Annotated in this window: 15 protein-coding genes and 1 riboswitch; of the genes, 5 read left to right on the forward strand and 10 right to left on the reverse strand. The window is 64.7% G+C overall.

All coding sequences use genetic code 11. From position 1 onward, the window contains the following. Window positions 1-29: 29 nt before the first annotated feature. From RBT42_RS06070 to recA, 6 genes are all read right to left on the reverse strand, one after another. Window positions 30-1,565, reverse strand: coding sequence for a serine/threonine-protein kinase (locus RBT42_RS06070; RefSeq protein ID WP_320363132.1), 1,536 nt, complete (start codon window positions 1,563-1,565; stop codon window positions 30-32). A 16-nt stretch (window positions 1,566-1,581) separates the two neighbouring features. Continuing rightward, window positions 1,582-2,283 (reverse strand): TerC family protein, encoded by a 702-nt coding sequence (locus RBT42_RS06075; RefSeq protein WP_320363297.1) that lies wholly within the window; start codon window positions 2,281-2,283, stop codon window positions 1,582-1,584. 72 nt (window positions 2,284-2,355) lie between these two features. Then, complete coding sequence (gene sucD, locus RBT42_RS06080; protein WP_320363134.1) at window positions 2,356-3,249, reverse strand: succinate--CoA ligase subunit alpha; 894 nt, start codon at window positions 3,247-3,249, stop codon at window positions 2,356-2,358. Between the two features lie 23 nt (window positions 3,250-3,272). Continuing rightward, entirely contained in the window at window positions 3,273-4,433 is a 1,161-nt protein-coding gene (gene sucC / locus RBT42_RS06085; protein ID WP_320363136.1) for an ADP-forming succinate--CoA ligase subunit beta, read from the reverse strand. A gap of 184 nt (window positions 4,434-4,617) precedes the next feature. Further along, the gene (recX, locus tag RBT42_RS06090) at window positions 4,618-5,115 is read right to left on the reverse strand and encodes a recombination regulator RecX (protein WP_320363138.1); all 498 of its coding nucleotides are present in this window, start codon (window positions 5,113-5,115) and stop codon (window positions 4,618-4,620) included. After that, window positions 5,102-6,175 (reverse strand): recombinase RecA, encoded by a 1,074-nt coding sequence (recA, locus tag RBT42_RS06095; RefSeq protein WP_320363140.1) that lies wholly within the window; start codon window positions 6,173-6,175, stop codon window positions 5,102-5,104. The genes recX and recA overlap by 14 nt, the downstream gene beginning before the upstream one ends. A gap of 152 nt (window positions 6,176-6,327) precedes the next feature. Here recA and RBT42_RS06100 point away from each other — a divergent pair, with 152 nt between their 5' ends. The 3 genes from RBT42_RS06100 to metH all read left to right on the forward strand — a co-directional run bounded on the left by RBT42_RS06100 (window position 6,328) and on the right by metH (window position 10,848). Beyond that, window positions 6,328-7,518, forward strand: coding sequence for a patatin-like phospholipase family protein (locus RBT42_RS06100; RefSeq protein WP_320363142.1), 1,191 nt, complete (start codon window positions 6,328-6,330; stop codon window positions 7,516-7,518). 95 nt (window positions 7,519-7,613) lie between these two features. Further along, the gene (locus tag RBT42_RS06105) at window positions 7,614-7,856 is read left to right on the forward strand and encodes a YdcH family protein (RefSeq protein ID WP_320363144.1); all 243 of its coding nucleotides are present in this window, start codon (window positions 7,614-7,616) and stop codon (window positions 7,854-7,856) included. A 244-nt stretch (window positions 7,857-8,100) separates the two neighbouring features. Next, the gene (gene metH, locus RBT42_RS06110) at window positions 8,101-10,848 is read left to right on the forward strand and encodes a methionine synthase (RefSeq protein ID WP_320363299.1); all 2,748 of its coding nucleotides are present in this window, start codon (window positions 8,101-8,103) and stop codon (window positions 10,846-10,848) included. 60 nt (window positions 10,849-10,908) lie between these two features. On the opposite strand, the gene uvrA is transcribed toward metH, so the two are convergent. The 4 genes from uvrA to purB all read right to left on the reverse strand — a co-directional run bounded on the left by uvrA (window position 10,909) and on the right by purB (window position 16,953). Then, window positions 10,909-13,848: an excinuclease ABC subunit UvrA gene (uvrA, locus tag RBT42_RS06115; protein WP_320363146.1), complete on the reverse strand. Its 2,940-nt coding sequence runs from the start codon at window positions 13,846-13,848 to the stop codon at window positions 10,909-10,911. 153 nt (window positions 13,849-14,001) lie between these two features. Then, the gene (locus RBT42_RS06120; protein ID WP_320363148.1) at window positions 14,002-14,667 is read right to left on the reverse strand and encodes a hypothetical protein; all 666 of its coding nucleotides are present in this window, start codon (window positions 14,665-14,667) and stop codon (window positions 14,002-14,004) included. Window positions 14,668-14,724: 57 nt separating this feature from the next. Then, a complete protein-coding gene (pyrF, locus tag RBT42_RS06125; protein ID WP_320363150.1) occupies window positions 14,725-15,564 on the reverse strand; it encodes an orotidine-5'-phosphate decarboxylase in 840 nt (279 codons plus the stop codon). 15 nt (window positions 15,565-15,579) lie between these two features. Beyond that, window positions 15,580-16,953, reverse strand: coding sequence for an adenylosuccinate lyase (purB, locus tag RBT42_RS06130; protein ID WP_320363152.1), 1,374 nt, complete (start codon window positions 16,951-16,953; stop codon window positions 15,580-15,582). A 225-nt stretch (window positions 16,954-17,178) separates the two neighbouring features. Between purB and RBT42_RS06135 the strand changes: the two genes are divergently transcribed. Continuing rightward, entirely contained in the window at window positions 17,179-17,799 is a 621-nt protein-coding gene (locus RBT42_RS06135) for a glutathione S-transferase N-terminal domain-containing protein (RefSeq protein ID WP_320363154.1), read from the forward strand. A 31-nt stretch (window positions 17,800-17,830) separates the two neighbouring features. Continuing rightward, window positions 17,831-17,905: riboswitch (SAM riboswitch) on the forward strand. 51 nt (window positions 17,906-17,956) lie between these two features. Continuing rightward, window positions 17,957-19,168, forward strand: coding sequence for a homoserine O-succinyltransferase MetX (gene metX, locus RBT42_RS06140; protein WP_320363156.1), 1,212 nt, complete (start codon window positions 17,957-17,959; stop codon window positions 19,166-19,168).

Here is a 19,168-nt window from a genome sequence, read left to right on the forward strand (position 1 = left end):
CTGTGTTTTGGTGATCAGACAGAGCTCGCTCAGGCGAGAACTGGGGGGGTGAGCCGAACGGCCACAGCCCGCAGGTCGTCGGCCATCTGCCGGCCATTCGCGTAGCGGGTGTTGGGATGCTTTTCGAGCGCCAGGGCCACGATGTCGCCCAGCGCGGGCGGCAACTCGGGCCGCAGGTCGCACACATTGGGCACCTTCTCGCGTGCAATGGCGCGCATCAAGGTGGCCATCGAGTCGTTGCGGTAGGGCAACTGGCCGGTGAGCAGTTGGAACAGGGTCACGCCCAGTGAGTACAGGTCGCTGCGTCCGTCGATGACCTGGCCCGAGAGCTGCTCGGGAGACATGAAAGTGGGCGTGCCCAACACCACGCCGGTGCGGGTGCGGGCGGCATCGGCCACGCGGGCCACGCCAAAGTCCATCACCTTCACACGGTCGGCCGCTGGGTCGATCATGATGTTGGCGGGCTTGATGTCACGGTGGGTCACGCCGCGTTCGTGGGCGTAGGCCAGGGCCTCGGCCACACGGGCGATGGTCAGCAGCACCTGGCGCACGGGCAGCAGACGGCCGGGCAAGGTGTACGGACTCAGGTCGATGCCCTCGACCAACTCCATCGCGATGTAGGCCAGCCCATCGGCTTCGCCCGCGTCGATGATGCTGACCACGTCGGGATGCTGCAGGCGGCCGGACATCTCGGCCTCGCGCAGGAAGCGCGCCCGGGCGTCGGCCAGGTCGGCACCACTGAACTCCTGGCTCAGGGACATGGTCTTGAGGGCCACCTTGCGGTCGCTCACCGGGTCATAGCCCAGGTAGACCGCACCCATCGCACCCCGGCCGATTTCCTTTTCGACCACATACTTGCCCAACTGCTTGCGCTCGGTCTGCGGCGCCAGGGGCGAGATCGGTGTGGGCACCGTGCCCCAACGCTGTGCGGTGGCGGCCTGGGCCAAGCCCCGGGCGCGCATCAGGCGCGGTTTGAGGTGGTGGCGCTCAGGCTCGATGTCGACCATGTGTTCGTACACGTCGCGCGCCTGCTCGTAACGTGACGCCCGCTCGAAGGCCTGGGCCACGCGGTCCATGGTCTCCAGTGCGATGTCGCGGTGCCCGGGCTCGGGCACAAAGCCACGCAGGGCGTCCCAAGCAAGGTCCAGCGCGCCCGCATCCAGATCGCGCAGCGCCTGGCGGATGCGCAACAGGTCGTTGCCATCCTGCGTGGGCTTGAGCGCGGGCGGCAAGGTCGACGGTCCGGTGTCGGGCTCGATGTCTTCTGGGAACAGCGACGACAAGTTCGAGGCCGAGAACTCGGACTGGGGGCGCGTGTTGGTGGGCACGTCCATGTAGGACATGACCGTGGCCGGGCCGTCATCGGCGTCGTCGAGGGCCCGTGCTGGCGAGCCAGGGCGATCGTCCAGCGGCGCAGTGTCGACAAAGGCGGAGGAATCGTGGGCGCTGGGGCGCGTCAGCCGATGGGTAGGCCGTTGCTCGCGCGCGCGCAGTTGCCGCCACAACCACAGGCCGATGCCGAGCAGCAGCGCCGTGAAAACGACCAAACCGTCCAGAAGCGACATCGTTCAGCCTTGTGAATCAGGTTTCGCCCGCTGCTGCGCGGCGGGCCAGCAGGCTGCCCAGCGTCAGCACCAGCAAAGCACCCACGACGCCCGCACCGTAGTGCACGGCGGGGCTCGCCGGCATCAGATGCAAGGTGGCCGGATCGCTCACCGCCAGGGTGCCGGCAATCCAGCCCAGCAACATGCCGCCGGCCGTGATGATGATGGGAAAGCGGTCCATCATCTTGAGCACGACACTGCTGCCCCACACGATGATGGGGATGCTGACCAGCAGGCCGAAGATCACCAAGGGCATGTGATGACCGTCATGCCCACTGGTCTGCGCCGCACCGGCGATGCCGATGACGTTGTCCACACTCATGATGAAGTCGGCCATGATGATGGTCTTGATGGCCCCCAGCAGCTTGTCGCTGGCCTGCAGGTTGCCATGCCCTTCTTCTTCGGGCACCAACAGCTTCACACCAATCCACAGCAGCAGGGCCGCACCCACCAGTTTCAGGTAGGGCAGCGCGAGCAGGGACATGGCAAAGAAGATCAGCACCACGCGCAGCACGATGGCGCCGGCCGTCCCCCAGAGAATGCCGCGTCGGCGCAGCTCGGGCGGCAGGTTGCGGCACGCCAGGGCGATCACCACGGCGTTGTCCCCCCCCAGGAGGATGTCGATCATGACAATCTGGCCAACCGCCAGCCAGAATTCGGGTGTCAGCAAGGATTCCATCATGCTCAAAAAAAATCAGCCCCTGAGTGTAGGGGCTGATGGGGGCCTGTCGGCAAGAAAAGCGAACTCAGATCAGAGCAGGCCCTTGAGCAGCTTGCCCATTTCCGACGGGTTGCGCGTGATGGTGAAGCCGCACTCTTCCATGATGGCGAGCTTGGCATCGGCCGTGTCGGCACCACCCGAGATCAGCGCGCCGGCGTGGCCCATGCGCTTACCCGGAGGGGCGGTGACACCGGCGATGAAGCCAACGATGGGCTTCTTCATGTTGTCTTTGCACCAGTAGGCGGCTTCGGCCTCGTCCGGACCACCGATTTCACCGATCATGATGACGGCGTCGGTGTCGGGGTCGTCGTTGAAGGCCTTCATCACGTCGATGTGCTTCAGACCGTTGATGGGGTCGCCACCGATGCCGACGGCGCTGGATTGACCCAGGCCCAGTTCGGTCAACTGTGCCACGGCTTCATAGGTCAGCGTGCCCGAACGGGAGACGACGCCGATGCGGCCCTTGCGGTGGATGTGACCGGGCATGATGCCGATCTTGATCTCGTCGGGCGTGATCAGGCCGGGGCAGTTGGGGCCCAGCAGCAGGGTCTTCTTGCCACCCGCAGCTTCCTTGGCCTTCATCTTGTTGCGTACCATCAGCATGTCGCGCACAGGGATGCCTTCGGTGATGGCGATGACCATGTCCAGATCGGCCTCGACAGCTTCCCAGATCGCGTCAGCGGCGCCAGCGGGCGGCACGTAGATCACCGACACGGTGGCGCCGGTTTGCTGGGCGGCTTCCTTGACGGAGGCGTAGATGGGGATGTCGGAGAACTTCTCGCCGGCCTTCTTGGGGTTCACACCCGCGACAAAGGCGTTCTTGCCGTTGGCGTAAGCCTGGCAGCCCAGAGTGTGGAATTGACCGGTCTTGCCCGTGATGCCTTGGGTGATGACCTTGGTGTCTTTATTGATGTAAATGCTCATGACGAAGTCCTTGTGTTCTGGGCTCAGGCGACAGCGGCGACGATCTTGGTCGCGGCTTCGGCCATCGAATCGGCGGCGATGATGGGCAGACCGGAGTCCGCCAGCATCTTCTTGCCCAGGTCTTCGTTGGTGCCCTTCATGCGGACCACCAGCGGCACGTTCAGGTTCACGGCCTTGCAGGCGGTGATGACGCCGTCAGCGATGGTGTCGCACTTCATGATGCCGCCGAAGATGTTCACCAGGATGCCCTTGACATCGGGGTTCTTCAGCATGATCTTGAACGCTTCGGTGACCTTCTCGGCCGTGGCGCCACCGCCGACGTCCAGGAAGTTGGCGGGCTCGCCACCGAACAGCTTGATGGTGTCCATGGTGGACATGGCCAGACCGGCGCCGTTGACCAAGCAGCCGATGTTGCCGTCGAGCTGGATGTAGGCCAGGTCGAACTTGGAGGCTTCAATTTCAGCGGGATCTTCTTCGTCCAGGTCGCGCAGCGCCACGATTTCGGGGTGGCGGAACAGGGCGTTGGCGTCGAAGTTGAACTTGGCGTCGAGGGCGATGACGTTGCCCTTGCCGTCGCGGTTCAGCGGGTTGATTTCAACCAGCGACGCGTCGGTTTCCATGTAGCACTGGTACAGCTTCTTGAAGATGTCCTTGGCTTGAGCTTGCGAGTCGGCCGGCATGCCGATGCCGTCGGCGATCTCCTGGGCTTGCGCGTCGGTCAGACCTGCCAGCGGGTCGATGTAGACCGTGATGATCTTCTCGGGCGTGCTGTGCGCCACTTCTTCGATGTCCATGCCGCCTTCGCTGGAGGCAATGAACGCCACCTTCTGGGTGGCACGGTCGGTCACGACCGACACGTAGTATTCCTTCTGGATGTCAGCGCCGTCTTCGATGTACAGACGGTTGACCTTCTGGCCTTCCGGGCCAGTCTGGTGGGTCTTGAGCTGCATGCCCAGGATTTCGCTGGACAGGCGACGCACGTCGTCGATGGACTTGGCCACCTTCACGCCACCACCCTTGCCGCGACCACCGGCGTGGATCTGGGCCTTGACCACCCAGACCGGGCCGCCCAGCTTTTCAGCTGCCGCGACAGCTTCGTCAACGGAAAAAGCCGGGATACCTCTTGGGACCGGCACGCCAAATCGGCTCAGGATCTCTTTGCCTTGGTATTCATGAATCTTCATGGGGTTCTCGCAGTCAGGTGTTGCGTTCTTGTCGAACATGGCAAACCCGCCTCATCCGATCGGGCGGAGGCGGGTACACGCGAACGTCTGTCAGGTCTCGCGCGGTTCACCGCTCAGCATACATCGGCGCCCCCATGAACAGAGGGGGGCGTGGTCTGGGGTTTCCACCTAATTTCGGCGGATTTCACTCGCCTGTCAACAAGCCGTCGCCCCGAATGACGCGGCGCACAACATCCGAGGCGAACCCGCGGTTGAGCAGGAAGCGCATCTGGCGCGCCTTGTCTTCTGGCGACTGTGCCGGCTCGCCAAAGCGACGCAGCCACAGGGCATGGGCGCGCTCGAACTCGGTGTCGCGCAGGCTCTGGGTGGCGGCGTGGGCCACCTCGGACGGGAGTTGATGCTGGGCCAGTTCGGCCTTCAGGCGGGCCGCCCCGTAGCGCGCGGCCTTGCGGTGCAGCATGGAGTCGGCAAAGCGCTGGGCTGACAGCCAGCCCTTTTGCTCCAGCTCGTCGAGCACCTGGGCCACCTGCTCTGGCGACTCGGCATGGGGGGCGAGCTTGCGGGTCAGCTCGACGCGGGAGTGCTCCCGCGCGGCCAGGCATTTCAGCGCCCGCCCCTTGAGCGACAAGGTCGGGCGGCGGGAGACCCGGGGGCCGGTGTCCGGAGGATCAGACCTCGTCATCTTCCACCGTGTCGGCCTTGCCACCGGCCACAGCGGCAGGCAAGAGCGCCACACCCAGCGAGTCGCGAATCTTGTTCTCGATCTCGCGGGCCAGGTCGGCGTTCTCGCGCAGGAACTCGCGGGCGTTGTCCTTGCCCTGGCCGATCTTTTCGCCGTTGTAGGCATACCAGGAGCCCGACTTGTCCACGATCTTGGCGGTCACGCCCAGGTCGATGATTTCGCCCTCGCGGCTGATGCCCTCGCCGTACAGGATGTCGAACTCGGCCGTCTTGAACGGCGGCGAAACCTTGTTCTTGACAACCTTGACCTTGGTTTCGTTGCCGATGATCTCGTCGCCCTTCTTGATGGAGCCGATGCGACGGATGTCGAGGCGCACGGAAGCGTAGAACTTCAAGGCGTTACCGCCCGTGGTGGTTTCGGGACTGCCGAACATCACGCCGATCTTCATGCGGATCTGGTTGATGAAGATGACCATGCAGTTGGTCTTCTTGATGGTGGCCGTGAGCTTGCGCAAGGCCTGGCTCATCAGGCGCGCCTGCAAGCCGGGCAAGGCATCGCCCATCTCGCCTTCGAGTTCGGCCTTGGGGGTGAGCGCGGCCACCGAGTCCACCACGATCAGGTCGACCGAGCCGGAGCGCACGAGCGCATCGACGATTTCAAGGGCCTGCTCGCCGGTGTCAGGCTGCGAGATCAGCAGGTCTTGCAGGTTGACGCCGAGCTTCTGGGCGTACTGGGCGTCCAGCGCATGTTCGGCGTCGATGAAGGCGCAGACGCCGCCTTGCTTCTGCATCTCGGCCACGACCTGCAGGGTCAGCGTGGTCTTGCCGGATGACTCGGGGCCGTAGATCTCGACCACGCGACCGCGCGGCAGGCCGCCGACGCCCAAGGCGATGTCCAGGCCCAGCGAGCCGGTGGACACCACCTGGATGTCTTCGACCACTTCGCCCTCGCCCAGGCGCATGATGGAGCCCTTGCCGAACTGCTTCTCGATCTGGGCCAAGGCGGCCTGCAAGGCTTTGGCTTTTTCGGTGCTGAGGGCAGATTTGGCGTTGGCGTCCATGCGAGGTCTCCGGAAGGTTCAGTGATTGGCTTGGGTGCATTATGGCAAAAGCTGGACATTCATACAGTACTTTCGCAAATAATTTTCGCCCCTCCGATTGGGGTGGCGCCACGCGCATATTGCAACGCAGCATTTGCCGCTAGACTGGTTCCATGAGTTCCAAGCGCACGCCCAAGGACCAGGCCAGCACGCAGCGGCTGGAAGAAGACCATCAGGCGCACCGACGCCCCCGGCGCGCCCGAAGCGGTGGCACGGCGCAGCCTGGCACACGGCCGCGCGTCAACCTGGCCTTGCAAGGCGGCGGCTCGCATGGCGCCTTCACCTGGGGTGTCCTGGACCGCCTGCTCGAGGCCGACGGGCTCGATTTCGGAGGCATCTCGGGCACGAGCGCGGGCGCGCTCAATGGCGCGGTCCTGCTGACGGGCTATGTGAGGGGCTACCTCGAAGGCGGCGACGCGGCCGCCCGACAGGAAGCGCAGAAGTCCCTGCGCGAGTTCTGGCGCGACGTGAGCCGCCACGGCCCGCTGTTTTCGCCCTTGAACATCCAGGCCAATGGGCTGCTGAAAACCGAGTTCAACTTCGACCAGTTTCCGGCCTACCAGTGGCTGAACCTGTTCATGCGCTCGTTCAGCCCCTATGAGTTCAACCCGCTCAACCTGAACCCGCTCGAGGCCGTGCTGCAACGCCACGTGGACGCCGCCGCGCTGCACCAGGGCTGCGCGCAGTGCGGCATCCCGCTGTTCGTCACGGCCACCTCGGTGCAGACCGGACAGGCACGGGTGTTCACGGCCCAGTCGCTGTCGATCAATGCGCTGCTGGCCTCGGCCTGCCTGCCGTTCGTGTTCCAGGCGGTCGAGATCGACGGCGAGCCCTACTGGGACGGTGGCTACACCGGCAACCCGGCGCTCTATCCTTTGATCTACGAGACCACCGGCATCGACATCCTGCTGGTGCGCCTGACGCCGCTGCAGCGCCTGGACAACCCGACGCGCAGCATCGACATCATCGACCGACTCAGCGAGATCACCTTCAACGCCAGCCTTGTGAGCGAGATGCGGGCCATCGCCTTCGTCAAACGCCTGATCGACGAGCACAAGCTGGACCGCGGACAGTACAAGCGGCTGCACATGCACATGGTGGCCGATGACGGCGGCATGGGCGCCTTCAACGCGTCGAGCAAGTTCAACACCGACTGGGCGTTCCTGCAGGAGCTGCACCGCCTGGGGCACCAGGCCGCCGACCAGTGGCTGAAGGCGCATCGGCATCAGGTGGGCGCAGAAAGCTCGTTCGACATCCACGAGACGTTTTTGCAGCAGATCGCCTCGCCACCCACTCAAACTTGATTTGCCGCAAATCTGCAAGCTGAAATCAGGCAGAAGATACCTTCAACGGAAGACCCGTTCTTCCTCCACTTCAACGACCTTCGACAGGAGACACCATGGGACAAGACCTCGACAACCACCCGCTGGGCCGCGACTTTCCTGAGTTCAAGGACAAGATCCACACCCTGAAGACCAGCAACGCCCACTTCGCGCGCCTGCACCGCGACTACGAAGAGGTCGACAAGGCCGTGGTTCGCCTGGAAACCGGCGTGGAACATGGCTCGGATGCCGAGCTGGAAACCAAGAAGAAGCTGCGCGTCGTCCTCAAGGACGAGTTGTACGCCTTGCTGAAGGCCTGATCCGGCACCGCATCACAAGTTAAGGCAATCGCTGCGGGCGGCTTGATCAAGTCGCCTCGACAGCGCCTCTGGGCATCGCGTCACAAGCGCGGTGCCCTTTCCTTTTGTGGGCCAGACGCGGCATGGGCCAGACATTGCCCTGGCCCGCCCTCTAAAATGGAGGGTTATGACCGAGTCCGCCCGCCCCCCTTCCGCCTCGCCGTCTGGCGACACCGCCCTGCCCCACGCCGCCGCCGTGCCGCCCATGCGCCTGTCCGGTCTGGAGCCGGTGAACATCGGCGAGGGCTCGCTGTTCGTCAACGTGGGCGAACGCACCAACGTGACGGGCTCGAAGGCCTTTGCGCGCATGATCCTGGAGGGCCGCTTTGAAGACGCCCTGTCGGTGGCGCGCCAGCAGGTGGAAAACGGCGCCCAGGTCATCGACATCAACATGGACGAGGCCATGCTCGACAGCAAGGCCGCCATGGTGCGCTTCCTGAACCTGATCGCGGGCGAGCCGGAAATCGCACGCGTGCCCATCATGATCGACTCCTCCAAGTGGGAGGTGATCGAGGCGGGGCTCAAGTGCATCCAGGGCAAGGGCATCGTCAACTCGATCTCGCTCAAGGAAGGCGTCGAGAGTTTCCTGCACCACGCCAAGCTGATCAAGCGCTATGGCGCGGCCGCCGTGGTGATGGCCTTTGACGAGCAAGGTCAGGCCGACACTTACCAGCGCAAGATCGAGATCTGCGAGCGCGCTTACCGCATCCTCGTGGACGAGGTGGGCTTCCCGCCCGAGGACATCGTTTTCGATCCGAACATCTTCGCGATTGCCACCGGCATCGAAGAGCACGACAACTACGCGGTCGACTTCATCAACGCCACCCGCTGGATCAAGCAGAACCTGCCGGGCGCCAAGGTGTCGGGCGGCGTGTCGAACGTGTCGTTCAGCTTCCGCGGCAACGAGCCGGTGCGCGAGGCCATCCACACCGTGTTCCTGTACCACGCGATCCAGGCGGGCATGGACATGGGCATCGTCAACGCCGGCATGGTCGGCGTGTACGACGACCTCGACGCCCAGCTGCGCGAGCTGGTCGAAGACGTGGTGCTGAACCGTCAGCCGGTGTTCAAGGACGGCGAAGACACCTCGCTGACGCCGACCGAGCGTCTGCTGGGCATTGCCGAACAGGTCAAGGGCGCCGCCAAAGACGACAGCGCCAAGCTGGCCTGGCGCGGCACGGCCGAGCACCCGGCCACGGTGGAAAGCCGTCTGAGCCACGCCCTGGTGCATGGCATCACCGACTTCATCACGGTCGACACCGAAGAGTGCTACCAGCAGATCAAGGCCAAGGGCGGGCGCCCGCTGCACGTGATCGAAGGCCCCTTGATGGCCGGCATGAACACCGTGGGCGACCTGTTCGGCGCGGGCAAGATGTTCCTGCCGCAGGTGGTGAAGTCGGCCCGCGTGATGAAGCAGGCCGTGGCCCACCTGGTGCCTTACATCGAGGAAGAGAAGCGCCAGCTGGAGCTGGCCGGCGGCGATGTGAAGGCCAAGGGCAAGATCGTGATCGCCACCGTGAAGGGCGATGTGCACGACATCGGCAAGAACATCGTCACTGTGGTCCTGCAGTGCAACAACTTCGAGGTGGTCAACATGGGCGTGATGGTCCCGTGCAAGGACATCCTCGCCAAGGCCAAGGAAGTGGGCGCCGACATCGTGGGCCTGTCCGGCCTGATCACGCCTTCGCTGGAAGAGATGCAGTACGTGGCCGCCGAGATGGAGCGCGACGAGTACTTCCGCTCGCGCCAGATCCCTCTGCTGATCGGCGGGGCGACCTGCTCGCGCGTGCACACGGCCGTGAAAATTGCGCCCAACTACTCGGGCCCCGTGGTGTACGTGCCCGATGCCTCGCGGGCGGTGGGCGTGTGCTCCGATCTGCTCAGTCCCGAGCGCCAGCAGGCCTACATCGCCGAGCTGAACGCCGACTACGAACATGTGCGCCAGTTGCATGCCAACAAGAAGGCCACGCCGCTGGTGAAGCTGGCCGAGGCCCGCGCCAACAAGGCCGAGGTGGACTTTGCCACCTACACGCCCACGGTGCCGAAGTTCATCGGCCGGCGCGTGTTCAAGAACTACGACCTGGGTGAGCTGGCCGCCTACATCGACTGGGGTCCGTTTTTCCAGACCTGGGATCTGGCCGGCCCCTTCCCTGCCATCCTGGACGATGCCGTGGTGGGCGAGGAAGCCCGCAAGGTCTACGCCGACGCGCAGGCCATGCTCAAGAAGATCGTCGAGGGCCGCTGGCTCACGGCCAATGGCGTGATCGGCCTGTACCCGGCGCAGTCGGTCCAGGATGACACCATCGAGATTTACGAGGACGAGTCGCGCAGCAAGGTGCTGATGTGCTGGGACCCGCTGCGCATGCAGACCGAGCGTCCGGTGGTCGATGGCGTCAAGCGCCCGAACCGCTCGCTGGCCGACTTCATCGCGCCACGTGACGCCAAGCCCGATTACATCGGCATGTTCGCCGTGACGGCGGGCCTGAACATCGAGAAGAAGGAAGCCGAGTTCCTGGCCCACCATGATGACTACTCGGCCATCATGCTCAAGGCCCTGGCTGACCGCCTGGCCGAGGCCTTTGCCGAGCGCATGCACGAGCGGGTGCGCACCGAGTTCTGGGGCTATGCCGCCGACGAGGCCCTCGACAAGACGGCCCTGATCAAGGAGCAGTACCGCGGCATCCGCCCGGCACCGGGCTACCCGGCCTGCCCTGACCACACGGTCAAGCGCGAGATGTTCCGCGTGCTCGACGCCGCGGACGTGCACATGCACCTGACGGAAAGCCTGGCAATGATGCCGGCCGCCAGCGTGAGCGGTTTCTACATGGCCCACCCCGATGCGACCTACTTCAACGTGGGCAAGATCGGCCACGATCAGGTGGAAGACTGGGCGCTGCGCACCGGCCTGTCGGTCACCGACGCGGAACGTGCACTGGCACCATTGCTGTCGTGATGACCCGCCTGAATGGGCGGTAAAGGACAACGGGGCCCGCGTGGCCCCGTTTTCATGTCGTCACAGCAAGGGCTTCAGATAACGCCCGGTATGGCTGCCATCGTGCGCGGCCACCTGCTCGGGGGTGCCGGCCACCAACACCTGACCGCCTCCGGAGCCGCCTTCCGGCCCGATGTCGATCAACCAGTCGGCGGTCTTGATGACGTCCAGGTTGTGCTCGATGATGACGATGGTGTTGCCCGCGTCGCGCAGCTGGTGCAGCACCTTGAGCAGCAAGGCGATGTCGTAGAAATGCAGGCCGGTGGTCGGCTCGTCCAGTATGTAGAGCGTGCGGCCCGTGTCGCGCTTGGACAGCTCCAGCGCCAGCTTGACGCGCTGCGCTTCACCACCTGACAGCGTGGTCGCGGCCTGCCCCAGGCGGATGTAGCCCAGGCCCACGTCCATCAGCGTCTGCAGCTTGCGGGCGATGGTGGGCACGGCGCTGAAGAAGGCCAGCGCGGCTTCCACGGTCAGGTTCAGGATCTCGTGGATGTTGAGGCCCTTGTACTGGATCTCGAGCGTTTCGCGGTTGTAGCGCTTGCCATGGCACACATCGCAGGGCACGTACACGTCCGGCAGGAAGTGCATCTCGACCTTGATCATGCCGTCGCCCTGGCAGGCTTCGCAGCGACCGCCCGCCACGTTGAACGAGAAGCGGCCTGCACCATAGCCGCGCTCACGCGCCGCCGGCACATCGGCCATCAGCTCGCGGATCGGCGTGAACAGACCGGTGTAGGTGGCCGGGTTGCTGCGTGGCGTGCGGCCAATCGGGGACTGGTCCACGTTGATGACCTTGTCGAACAGCTCCAGGCCCTCGATCTCGTCATGCGGCTCGGGATCCAGGTGGCTCTGGTACAGCTTGCGAGCGACCGCCGCATACAGGGTGTCATTGACCAAGGTGGACTTGCCCGAACCCGACACCCCGGTGACGCAGGTCAGCAGGCCCACTGGGAAGTCGGCCGTGACGCCCTTGAGGTTGTGCCCGCGCGCATTGACCACGCGCAAGCGCGGCGTCTCGTCGGTGAAGGCATGGCGGCGGGTGGGGACCTCGATGCGCAGCGCCCGCGCAAGATAGCGGCCGGTGATGCTCTCCGGATTCGCCTGGACCTCTTCGGGGGTGCCCTGTGCAAGCACACGCCCACCATGCACGCCGGCACCCGGCCCCATGTCGACGACATGGTCGGCGGCGCGGATCATGTCCTCGTCGTGCTCGACCACCAGCACGCTGTTGCCCAGGTTGCGCAGGTGCTGCAAGGTGCCGATCAAGCGGTCGTTGTCGCGCTGGTGCAGGCCGATACTGGGCTCATCGAGCACGTACATCACGCCCGTCAGGCCCGAGCCGATCTGGCTGGCCAAGCGGATGCGCTGCGCCTCACCGCCTGACAAAGTGTCGGCACTGCGATCCAGACTGAGGTAGTTCAGGCCCACGTCATTGAGGAAACGCAAGCGCGAGCGGATCTCGTTGACCACCTTGGCCGCGATCTCGGCCTTGGCGCCTTGCAGGTGCAGGTGCTCGAAGTAGTGCTGCGCCTCGGCCAGGGTCGCGTGGGCGATCTCGTAGATGGGTTTGGTGTCACCCGTGTGCGCATCGAGTAGCTTGACGTGACGCGCCTCGGTGCGCAGACGCGTGCCGTGACAGGCGGGGCAGGCCTTGGGTTGCTGATAGCGCGCCAACTCTTCGCGCACGGCGCTGGAGTCGGTTTCCTTGAAGCGGCGTTCGAAGTTGGGGATGATGCCTTCGAACGGGTGCGAGCGCTTGACCTTGCGCTTCTTGCCACTGGTGCCATCGGCCTCGTAGGTGAACTCGATCTCCTCGGTGCCCGAGCCGAACAGCAGCACCTGCTGCACGTGGGCGGGCAACTCTTCGAAGGGCTGCTCGATGTCGACGTCGTAATGCCGACCGATGGATTCGATCAGGCTATAGGTGTAAGGGTTGCGGCGGTCCCAGCCCTTGACGGCCCCGCTGCCGATGCTCAGCGACGGGAAGGCCACCACGCGCTGCGGATCGAACGCGATCACATGGCCCAGACCGTCGCAGGTTGGGCACGCGCCCTGCGGCGAGTTGAAGGAGAACAGCCGCGGCTCCAGTTCGGACAGCGAATAGCTGCAGATAGGGCAGGCAAACTTGGCCGAGAACAGGTGCGTAACGCCACTGTCCATCTCCAACGCCAGCGCGCGGCCCTCGGCCAGACGCAAGGCTGCCTCGAAGCTTTCGGCCAGGCGCTGCGTCATGTCCGACCGAACCTTCAGTCGGTCGATGACCACGTCGATGTTGTGCTTCTCATTCTTGACCAGCGGCTGCAAGTCGGCCGCCTCGACCACCTGGCCATTGATGCGAAAGCGCACATAGCCTTGCGCCTGCATCTGCGCAAACAGCTCGACGTGCTCGCCCTTGCGGTCGCGCACCACCGGCGCCAGGATCATGAGCTTGGTCTCCTCGGGCAGCGCCAGCACGGCATCGACCATCTGGCTCACGCTTTGAGCCTGAAGCGGCTCGCCATGCTCCGGGCAAAACGGCGTGCCCGCACGGGCGTACAACAGCCGCAGGTAGTCGTGGATCTCGGTGACAGTGCCCACGGTGGAGCGCGGGTTGTGGCTGGTGGCCTTCTGCTCGATGCTGATCGCGGGCGACAGGCCTTCGATCACATCGACATCAGGCTTGTCCATCAGTTGCAGGAACTGACGTGCGTAGGCGCTCAGGCTCTCCACATAACGGCGCTGGCCTTCGGCATACAGCGTGTCGAACGCCAGACTGGACTTACCCGACCCTGACAGACCGGTGATCACCACCAGCTGGTTACGCGGCAGATCCAGGTCAATGTTTTTCAGATTGTGGGTACGGGCACCCCGAATCTGGATCTGCGTGCGCTCCGCCAACGGTGCTGATCGCACCGCGTGAGCGAGGTAGGGAGCCACATCGGCAGAGGCGCCGGGCACGACGGGGGCATCAGGGCGGGACATGGGAGACTCAATGCAAGAAAAATGGCCCCGGCGCAGACGTCCAACACCGAGGTGTCGGCGGCCAAGGCAACCGAACATGATACGTCGGCTTGCTCATTCGACGCCAGTGTTGCGGCGGGAAGCCTCACGGCCCAGCACACGTTCACAACGCGCTCAACGTGCTTTCGATCTGCCGACTGGGGCGCGGGCGAAAGCGGAGATCCGGCTCAACAGCCAGTGCGAAGGCCACCAGAGCAACGTCGGCAACGCCAGCATCAGCACGCCGAGGTACAGATGCGGCGGCATCCAGGTCTGCGGCCCCTGCCCATCCAGACCGAACACGAAGTTGACATTCACCGGCAAGCCCGGTTGATCCGCTGGAGCAGGCGGTGGCGGCAGCCACACATAAGAAGCCAGCATGGCCGCCCAACCGATCGGCCACCACACCACCAGCCCCCGTGGGTCATAGCCCAGGCGCCACAGCAGCCAGACCAGCACCGGTGGCTGCCAGAACTGGAAGAACGACAGAAAGCGGGTGAACCACGGGATGCTGGGCTCGAACATATAGGCCGTCATCCCGGTGATCGGCCAGCCGAGTCCGGTGAACAGAAAGTCCAGCATCCACAAGACCTGGGGCAGCAAGATGCCCACCGCACACGCGGACACCAGCACGGCCGACTCCATCCAGATGGCCACGCCGGTGAGCAGCAAAGCCAGGTCGCAGAAGTACAGGAAATTGCCAGGCCCGTAGTGGTGCCAGTAGGTGGGCACCAGCACCGCCACGAAGGCGGTGTAGGCCAGCTTGAACCACAAGGGCAGGCGCGACGCAGTCGGTGTCATGCACCGATGCTGCGTCATGCGCCCTAAGGCTGTCCAGCGAGTGCGCCGCGCGTGGGGTCAGCGCGCTGCGTTCAACGCCTCACGCGTTTCCAGCGCCACGCGACGGGCCGCGCTGGCGAAATCATCCCCGCTGCTGGCATACAGCACCGCACGCGAGCTGTTGACGATGATGGTGCCGGTGATCGCGCCACTGGCATCGGTGGCCAGGCCGGCCTTGACCGTAGCCACGGCATCCCCACCTTGAGCCCCAACGCCAGGGATCAGCAAGGGCAGCGTCGGCGCCAGTTCACGCACCCGGGCGATCTCTTCCGGGAAGGTCGCGCCCACCACCAAGCCCATCTGGCCATTGGTGTTCCACGGGCCTTGCGCCTGCTTGGCGATGTGCTCGTACACGCGAGGCTGACCGTCCACATCGGCCAGACGCAGGTTCTGCAGGTCCGAACCGCCTGGGTTCGACGTGCGGCACAGCAGGATCACGCCCTTGCCCGGGTACTTCAGGAAAGGCTCCATGGTGTCAAAGCCCATGAAGGGCGACAGCGTCACGGCGTCGGCCTGGTAGCGCACAAAGGCCTCGCGCGCGTACTGGTCGGCGGTCGAGCCGATGTCACCGCGCTTGGCATCCAGGATCACCGGCACCTGCGGAGCGACACGGCGCATGTGCGCCATCAGCCGCTCCAGCTGGTCTTCCGCACGGTGCGCCGCGAAGTAGGCGATCTGCGGCTTGAAGGCGCAAACCAAGTCCTTCGTCGCATCCACGATGGCCGCGCAGAAGTCATAGATGCGGTCCGACTGGCCCTTCCAGTCGCCGGGGAACTTCGACGGCTCGGGGTCCAGCCCCACGCACAGCAGCGAGTTGTTCTGTTGCTGCGCGTGACGCAGTTGCTCGGTGAAGATCATGGCTGCGCCCTTGCCTTACTTGCCAATGCGCTGAGCCAGCTCAACGGCCTTGCCGATGTAGTTGCCCGGCGTCATCGCCATCAGGCGGGTCTTCTCGGCCTCGGGCAGTTCCAACGTCTCGATGAAGGCCTGGATGGACTCCTTCGTGATGGCCTTGCCGCGGGTCAGCTCCTTCAGGCGCTCATACGGGTTGGGCAGCGCATAGCGACGCATCACGGTCTGGATCGGCTCGGCCAAGACTTCCCACGAGCTGTCGAGGTCTTGTGCCAGGGCTTCGGGGTTGACTTCCAGCTTGCCCAGGCCGCGGGCCAGACTGTCATAGCCCAGCAGCGCATAGCCCAGCGCCACGCCCATGTTGCGCAGCACGGTGGAGTCGGTCAGGTCACGCTGCCAGCGGCTGATGGGCAGCTTCTGGCTCAGGTGGGTCAGCACGGCGTTGGCCAGGCCAAAGTTGCCCTCGGCGTTCTCGAAGTCGATCGGGTTGACCTTGTGCGGCATCGTGGACGAGCCGATTTCGCCCGCCTTGGTGCGCTGCTTGAAGTAGCCCAGGCTGATGTAGCCCCACACGTCACGCGACCAGTCGATCAGGATGGTGTTGAGGCGGGTCACCGCATCGAACAGCTCGGCCATGTAGTCGTGCGGCTCGATCTGGATGGTGTACGGATTGAAGGTCAGGCCCAGTTGCTGCTCGATGACCGACTGGCTGAAGGCTTCCCAGTCCTTGTCCGGATAGGCCGACAGGTGGGCGTTGTAGTTGCCGACGGCGCCGTTCATCTTGGCCAGCAGCTTGACGTCGGCAATGCGCGCGCGGGCATTGGCCAGGCGGGCCACCACGTTGGCGACTTCCTTGCCCACGGTGGTGGGCGAAGCGGTCTGGCCGTGCGTGCGGCTCAGCATCGGGATCTCGGCCAGGTTGTGGGCCAGGCCGCTCATGGTGCCGATCAGGGCATCGATGGTCGGCAGGATCACCTGCTCGCGCGCGGCCTTGAGCATCAGGCCGTGGCTGGTGTTGTTGATGTCTTCCGAGGTGCAGGCAAAGTGCACGAACTCACCGGCCTTCACCAGCTCGGGGTGCGTGGCAAAACGCGACTTGATCCAGTACTCCACGGCCTTGACGTCGTGGTTGGTGGTCTTCTCGATGTCCTTGATCGCTTGCGCGTCAGATTCGGAGAAATGCGTCACCAGGCCGCGCAGGAACATGCGCGAGGCTTCCGACAGGGGCGCCAGCTCGGGCAGACCGGCATCGGACAGGGCGATGAACCACTCGATTTCCACCTGCACACGACGGTGCATCAAGCCAAATTCGGACAGCAGCGGGCGCAGGGCGGCCACCTTGGCGGCATAACGGCCGTCCAGCGGCGACAGGGCGGAGAGGGCAGACAGGTTCATGGCGGTGTCCGAATGAGAAATGGATCAGCACGCCTGCGCGGTGCTGCGCAGGCCAACCTGTTATTTTACTGCGGCGAGCCACTTGGCCAAGTGCATCCCCCAGCCTCCCGCCGGTGGTGCACTGCTCCCCCTGTTGGGGGCCAGCCTCCACATCGGCAGCCCCTACCCCCTTCCCGGTTCGAGCCAGGCCGCTAAAATCGTCTCAACGCCACCCCACGCCTCGCCATGAAACTGATCGGATCCCTCACCAGCCCCTTCGTCCGCAAGGTCCGGATCGTGCTGGCCGAGAAGAAGCTCGACTACAAGTTCGAGCTGGAAGATGTGTGGTCGCCCGAGACCCGCATTGCCGAGGCCAACCCGCTGGGCAAGGTCCCTTGTCTGGTCATGGACGGCGGCGAAGCCATTTTCGACTCGCGCGTGATCGTCGAGTACGTGGACACCCTGTCGCCGGTGGGCAAGCTCATCCCCCTGGGCGGACGCGAACGCGTGGAAGTGCGTACTTGGGAAGCCCTGGCCGACGGTCTGCTGGATGCCGCCGTGCTGGCCCGCATGGAACAGACTTGGTCGGGCCGCACTGACGCGCAACGCAGCCCTGCCTGGATCGAGCGCCAGCACAGCAAGATCGAGCAGTGCCTGAAGGCCTTCAGCCAGGGGTTGGGCGACAAGCCCTGGTGCACCGGCAACCATCACAGCCTGGCCGACATCTCGGTGGGTTGCGCCCTGGGCTATCTGGACTTCCGCTTCGCGGACATCGACTGGCGCGGCACCCACCCCAACCTCGACAAGCTCTACGGCAAACTGATGCAGCGCCCCAGCTTCACCGACACGGCGCCGCCGGCGGCCTGACCCACCCAGCGCGCCGGTTTGGCGCTACACTTGGGTTCACAGCGCCGATTTGTCCGGATTGCGGGCGCTCAAAAAATTCCGCTAAAGAGGGCGCTGCTCACCGGCCCCTGCTTAGTTGCGCGGCCGGTTTTTTCTTTGTATTGCACATCGTAGCGTCATGTCTTCTCTCGGGGTCGTCACCCCTGCTTCCATGCACTTTGAGGCGCCGCTGCCCCTGCAAAGCGGCGCCGTGCTCAAAGACTACACCCTGGTCTACGAGACCTACGGGCAACTCAACGCCGACCGCAGCAATGCCGTGCTGGTGTGCCACGCGCTCAACGCCTCGCACCACGTCGCCGGCGTCCACGCCGACGCGCAGGGCCGCCCTCTGCCCAAGAGCGAGGGCTGGTGGGACAACCTGATCGGCCCCGGCAAGCCGCTGGACACCAGCAAGTTCTTCGTCATCGGCATCAACAACCCCGGATCCTGCTTCGGCTCGACCGGTCCCATGCACACCAATCCGGACACAGGCCGCCCTTATGGCTCGGATTTCCCGGTGGTGACGGTGGAAGACTGGGTCAATGCCCAGGCCCGCTTGCTGGACCAACTCGGCATCAACCAACTGGCGGCCGTGCTGGGTGGCAGCCTGGGGGGCATGCAGGCCCTGAGCTGGACGCTGCAACACCCGCAGCGCGTGCGCCACTGCGTGGCCGTGGCCACCGCGCCCAATCTGTCGGCCCAGAACATCGCGTTCAACGAAGTGGCGCGCCAGGCCATCGTCACCGACCCCGACTTTCACCAGGGCCACTTCTACGCGCATGGCGTGGTGCCCCGCCGCGGCCTGCGCGTGGCGCGCATGATCGGCCACATCACCTACCTCTCAGATGACGTGATGGAAGAGAAGTTCGGCCGCGAACTGGTCGGCCGCACGCTGGGCGATGCGCCCAACTACAGCACGCAGGACATCGAGTTCCAGGTGGAAAGCTACCTGCGCTACCAGGGTGACAAGTTCAGCGACTACTTCGATGCCAACACCTACCTGCTGATCACCCGGGCACTCGACTACTTCGACCCCGCTCGCCTGCATGGCGGAGATCTGGCCGCCGCCATGGCCCAGGCGCTGGCCAAGTTCCTGGTCATCAGCTTCACCACCGACTGGCGCTTCTCGCCCGCCCGGTCACGCGAGATCGTCAAAGCCCTGGTCGACAACCGCCACGACGTGAGCTACGCCGAGATCGACGCCCCCCATGGGCACGACGCTTTCCTCCTGGACGACCCGCGTTACCACGGTGTGGTGCGCGCTTATTTCGAGCGGATTGCGCAGGAGTTGCAGGCAGCGCAGGCGCCATTGATCACCTCACAGGGCCACCCCCTGAAGGTGGCGGTGTGA

The organism is Aquabacterium sp. (assembly GCF_034003525.1).
Taxonomy (GTDB): domain Bacteria; phylum Pseudomonadota; class Gammaproteobacteria; order Burkholderiales; family Burkholderiaceae_C; genus Aquabacterium.

Excerpts from the sequence above, each read along its gene's own strand:
- RBT42_RS06070 (WP_320363132.1), bottom strand. The coding sequence starts at position 1,565 with ATGTCGCTTCTGGACGGTTTGGTCGTTTTCACGGCGCTGCTGCTCGGC.
- RBT42_RS06075 (WP_320363297.1), bottom strand. The coding sequence starts at position 2,283 with ATGGAATCCTTGCTGACACCCGAATTCTGGCTGGCGGTTGGCCAGATT.
- sucD (WP_320363134.1), bottom strand. The coding sequence starts at position 3,249 with ATGAGCATTTACATCAATAAAGACACCAAGGTCATCACCCAAGGCATC.
- sucC (WP_320363136.1), bottom strand. The coding sequence starts at position 4,433 with ATGAAGATTCATGAATACCAAGGCAAAGAGATCCTGAGCCGATTTGGC.
- recX (WP_320363138.1), bottom strand. The coding sequence starts at position 5,115 with ATGACGAGGTCTGATCCTCCGGACACCGGCCCCCGGGTCTCCCGCCGC.
- recA (WP_320363140.1), bottom strand. The coding sequence starts at position 6,175 with ATGGACGCCAACGCCAAATCTGCCCTCAGCACCGAAAAAGCCAAAGCC.
- RBT42_RS06100 (WP_320363142.1), top strand. The coding sequence starts at position 6,328 with ATGAGTTCCAAGCGCACGCCCAAGGACCAGGCCAGCACGCAGCGGCTG.
- RBT42_RS06105 (WP_320363144.1), top strand. The coding sequence starts at position 7,614 with ATGGGACAAGACCTCGACAACCACCCGCTGGGCCGCGACTTTCCTGAG.
- metH (WP_320363299.1), top strand. The coding sequence starts at position 8,101 with ATGCGCCTGTCCGGTCTGGAGCCGGTGAACATCGGCGAGGGCTCGCTG.
- uvrA (WP_320363146.1), bottom strand. The coding sequence starts at position 13,848 with ATGTCCCGCCCTGATGCCCCCGTCGTGCCCGGCGCCTCTGCCGATGTG.
- RBT42_RS06120 (WP_320363148.1), bottom strand. The coding sequence starts at position 14,667 with ATGACACCGACTGCGTCGCGCCTGCCCTTGTGGTTCAAGCTGGCCTAC.
- pyrF (WP_320363150.1), bottom strand. The coding sequence starts at position 15,564 with ATGATCTTCACCGAGCAACTGCGTCACGCGCAGCAACAGAACAACTCG.
- purB (WP_320363152.1), bottom strand. The coding sequence starts at position 16,953 with ATGAACCTGTCTGCCCTCTCCGCCCTGTCGCCGCTGGACGGCCGTTAT.
- RBT42_RS06135 (WP_320363154.1), top strand. The coding sequence starts at position 17,179 with ATGAAACTGATCGGATCCCTCACCAGCCCCTTCGTCCGCAAGGTCCGG.
- metX (WP_320363156.1), top strand. The coding sequence starts at position 17,957 with ATGTCTTCTCTCGGGGTCGTCACCCCTGCTTCCATGCACTTTGAGGCG.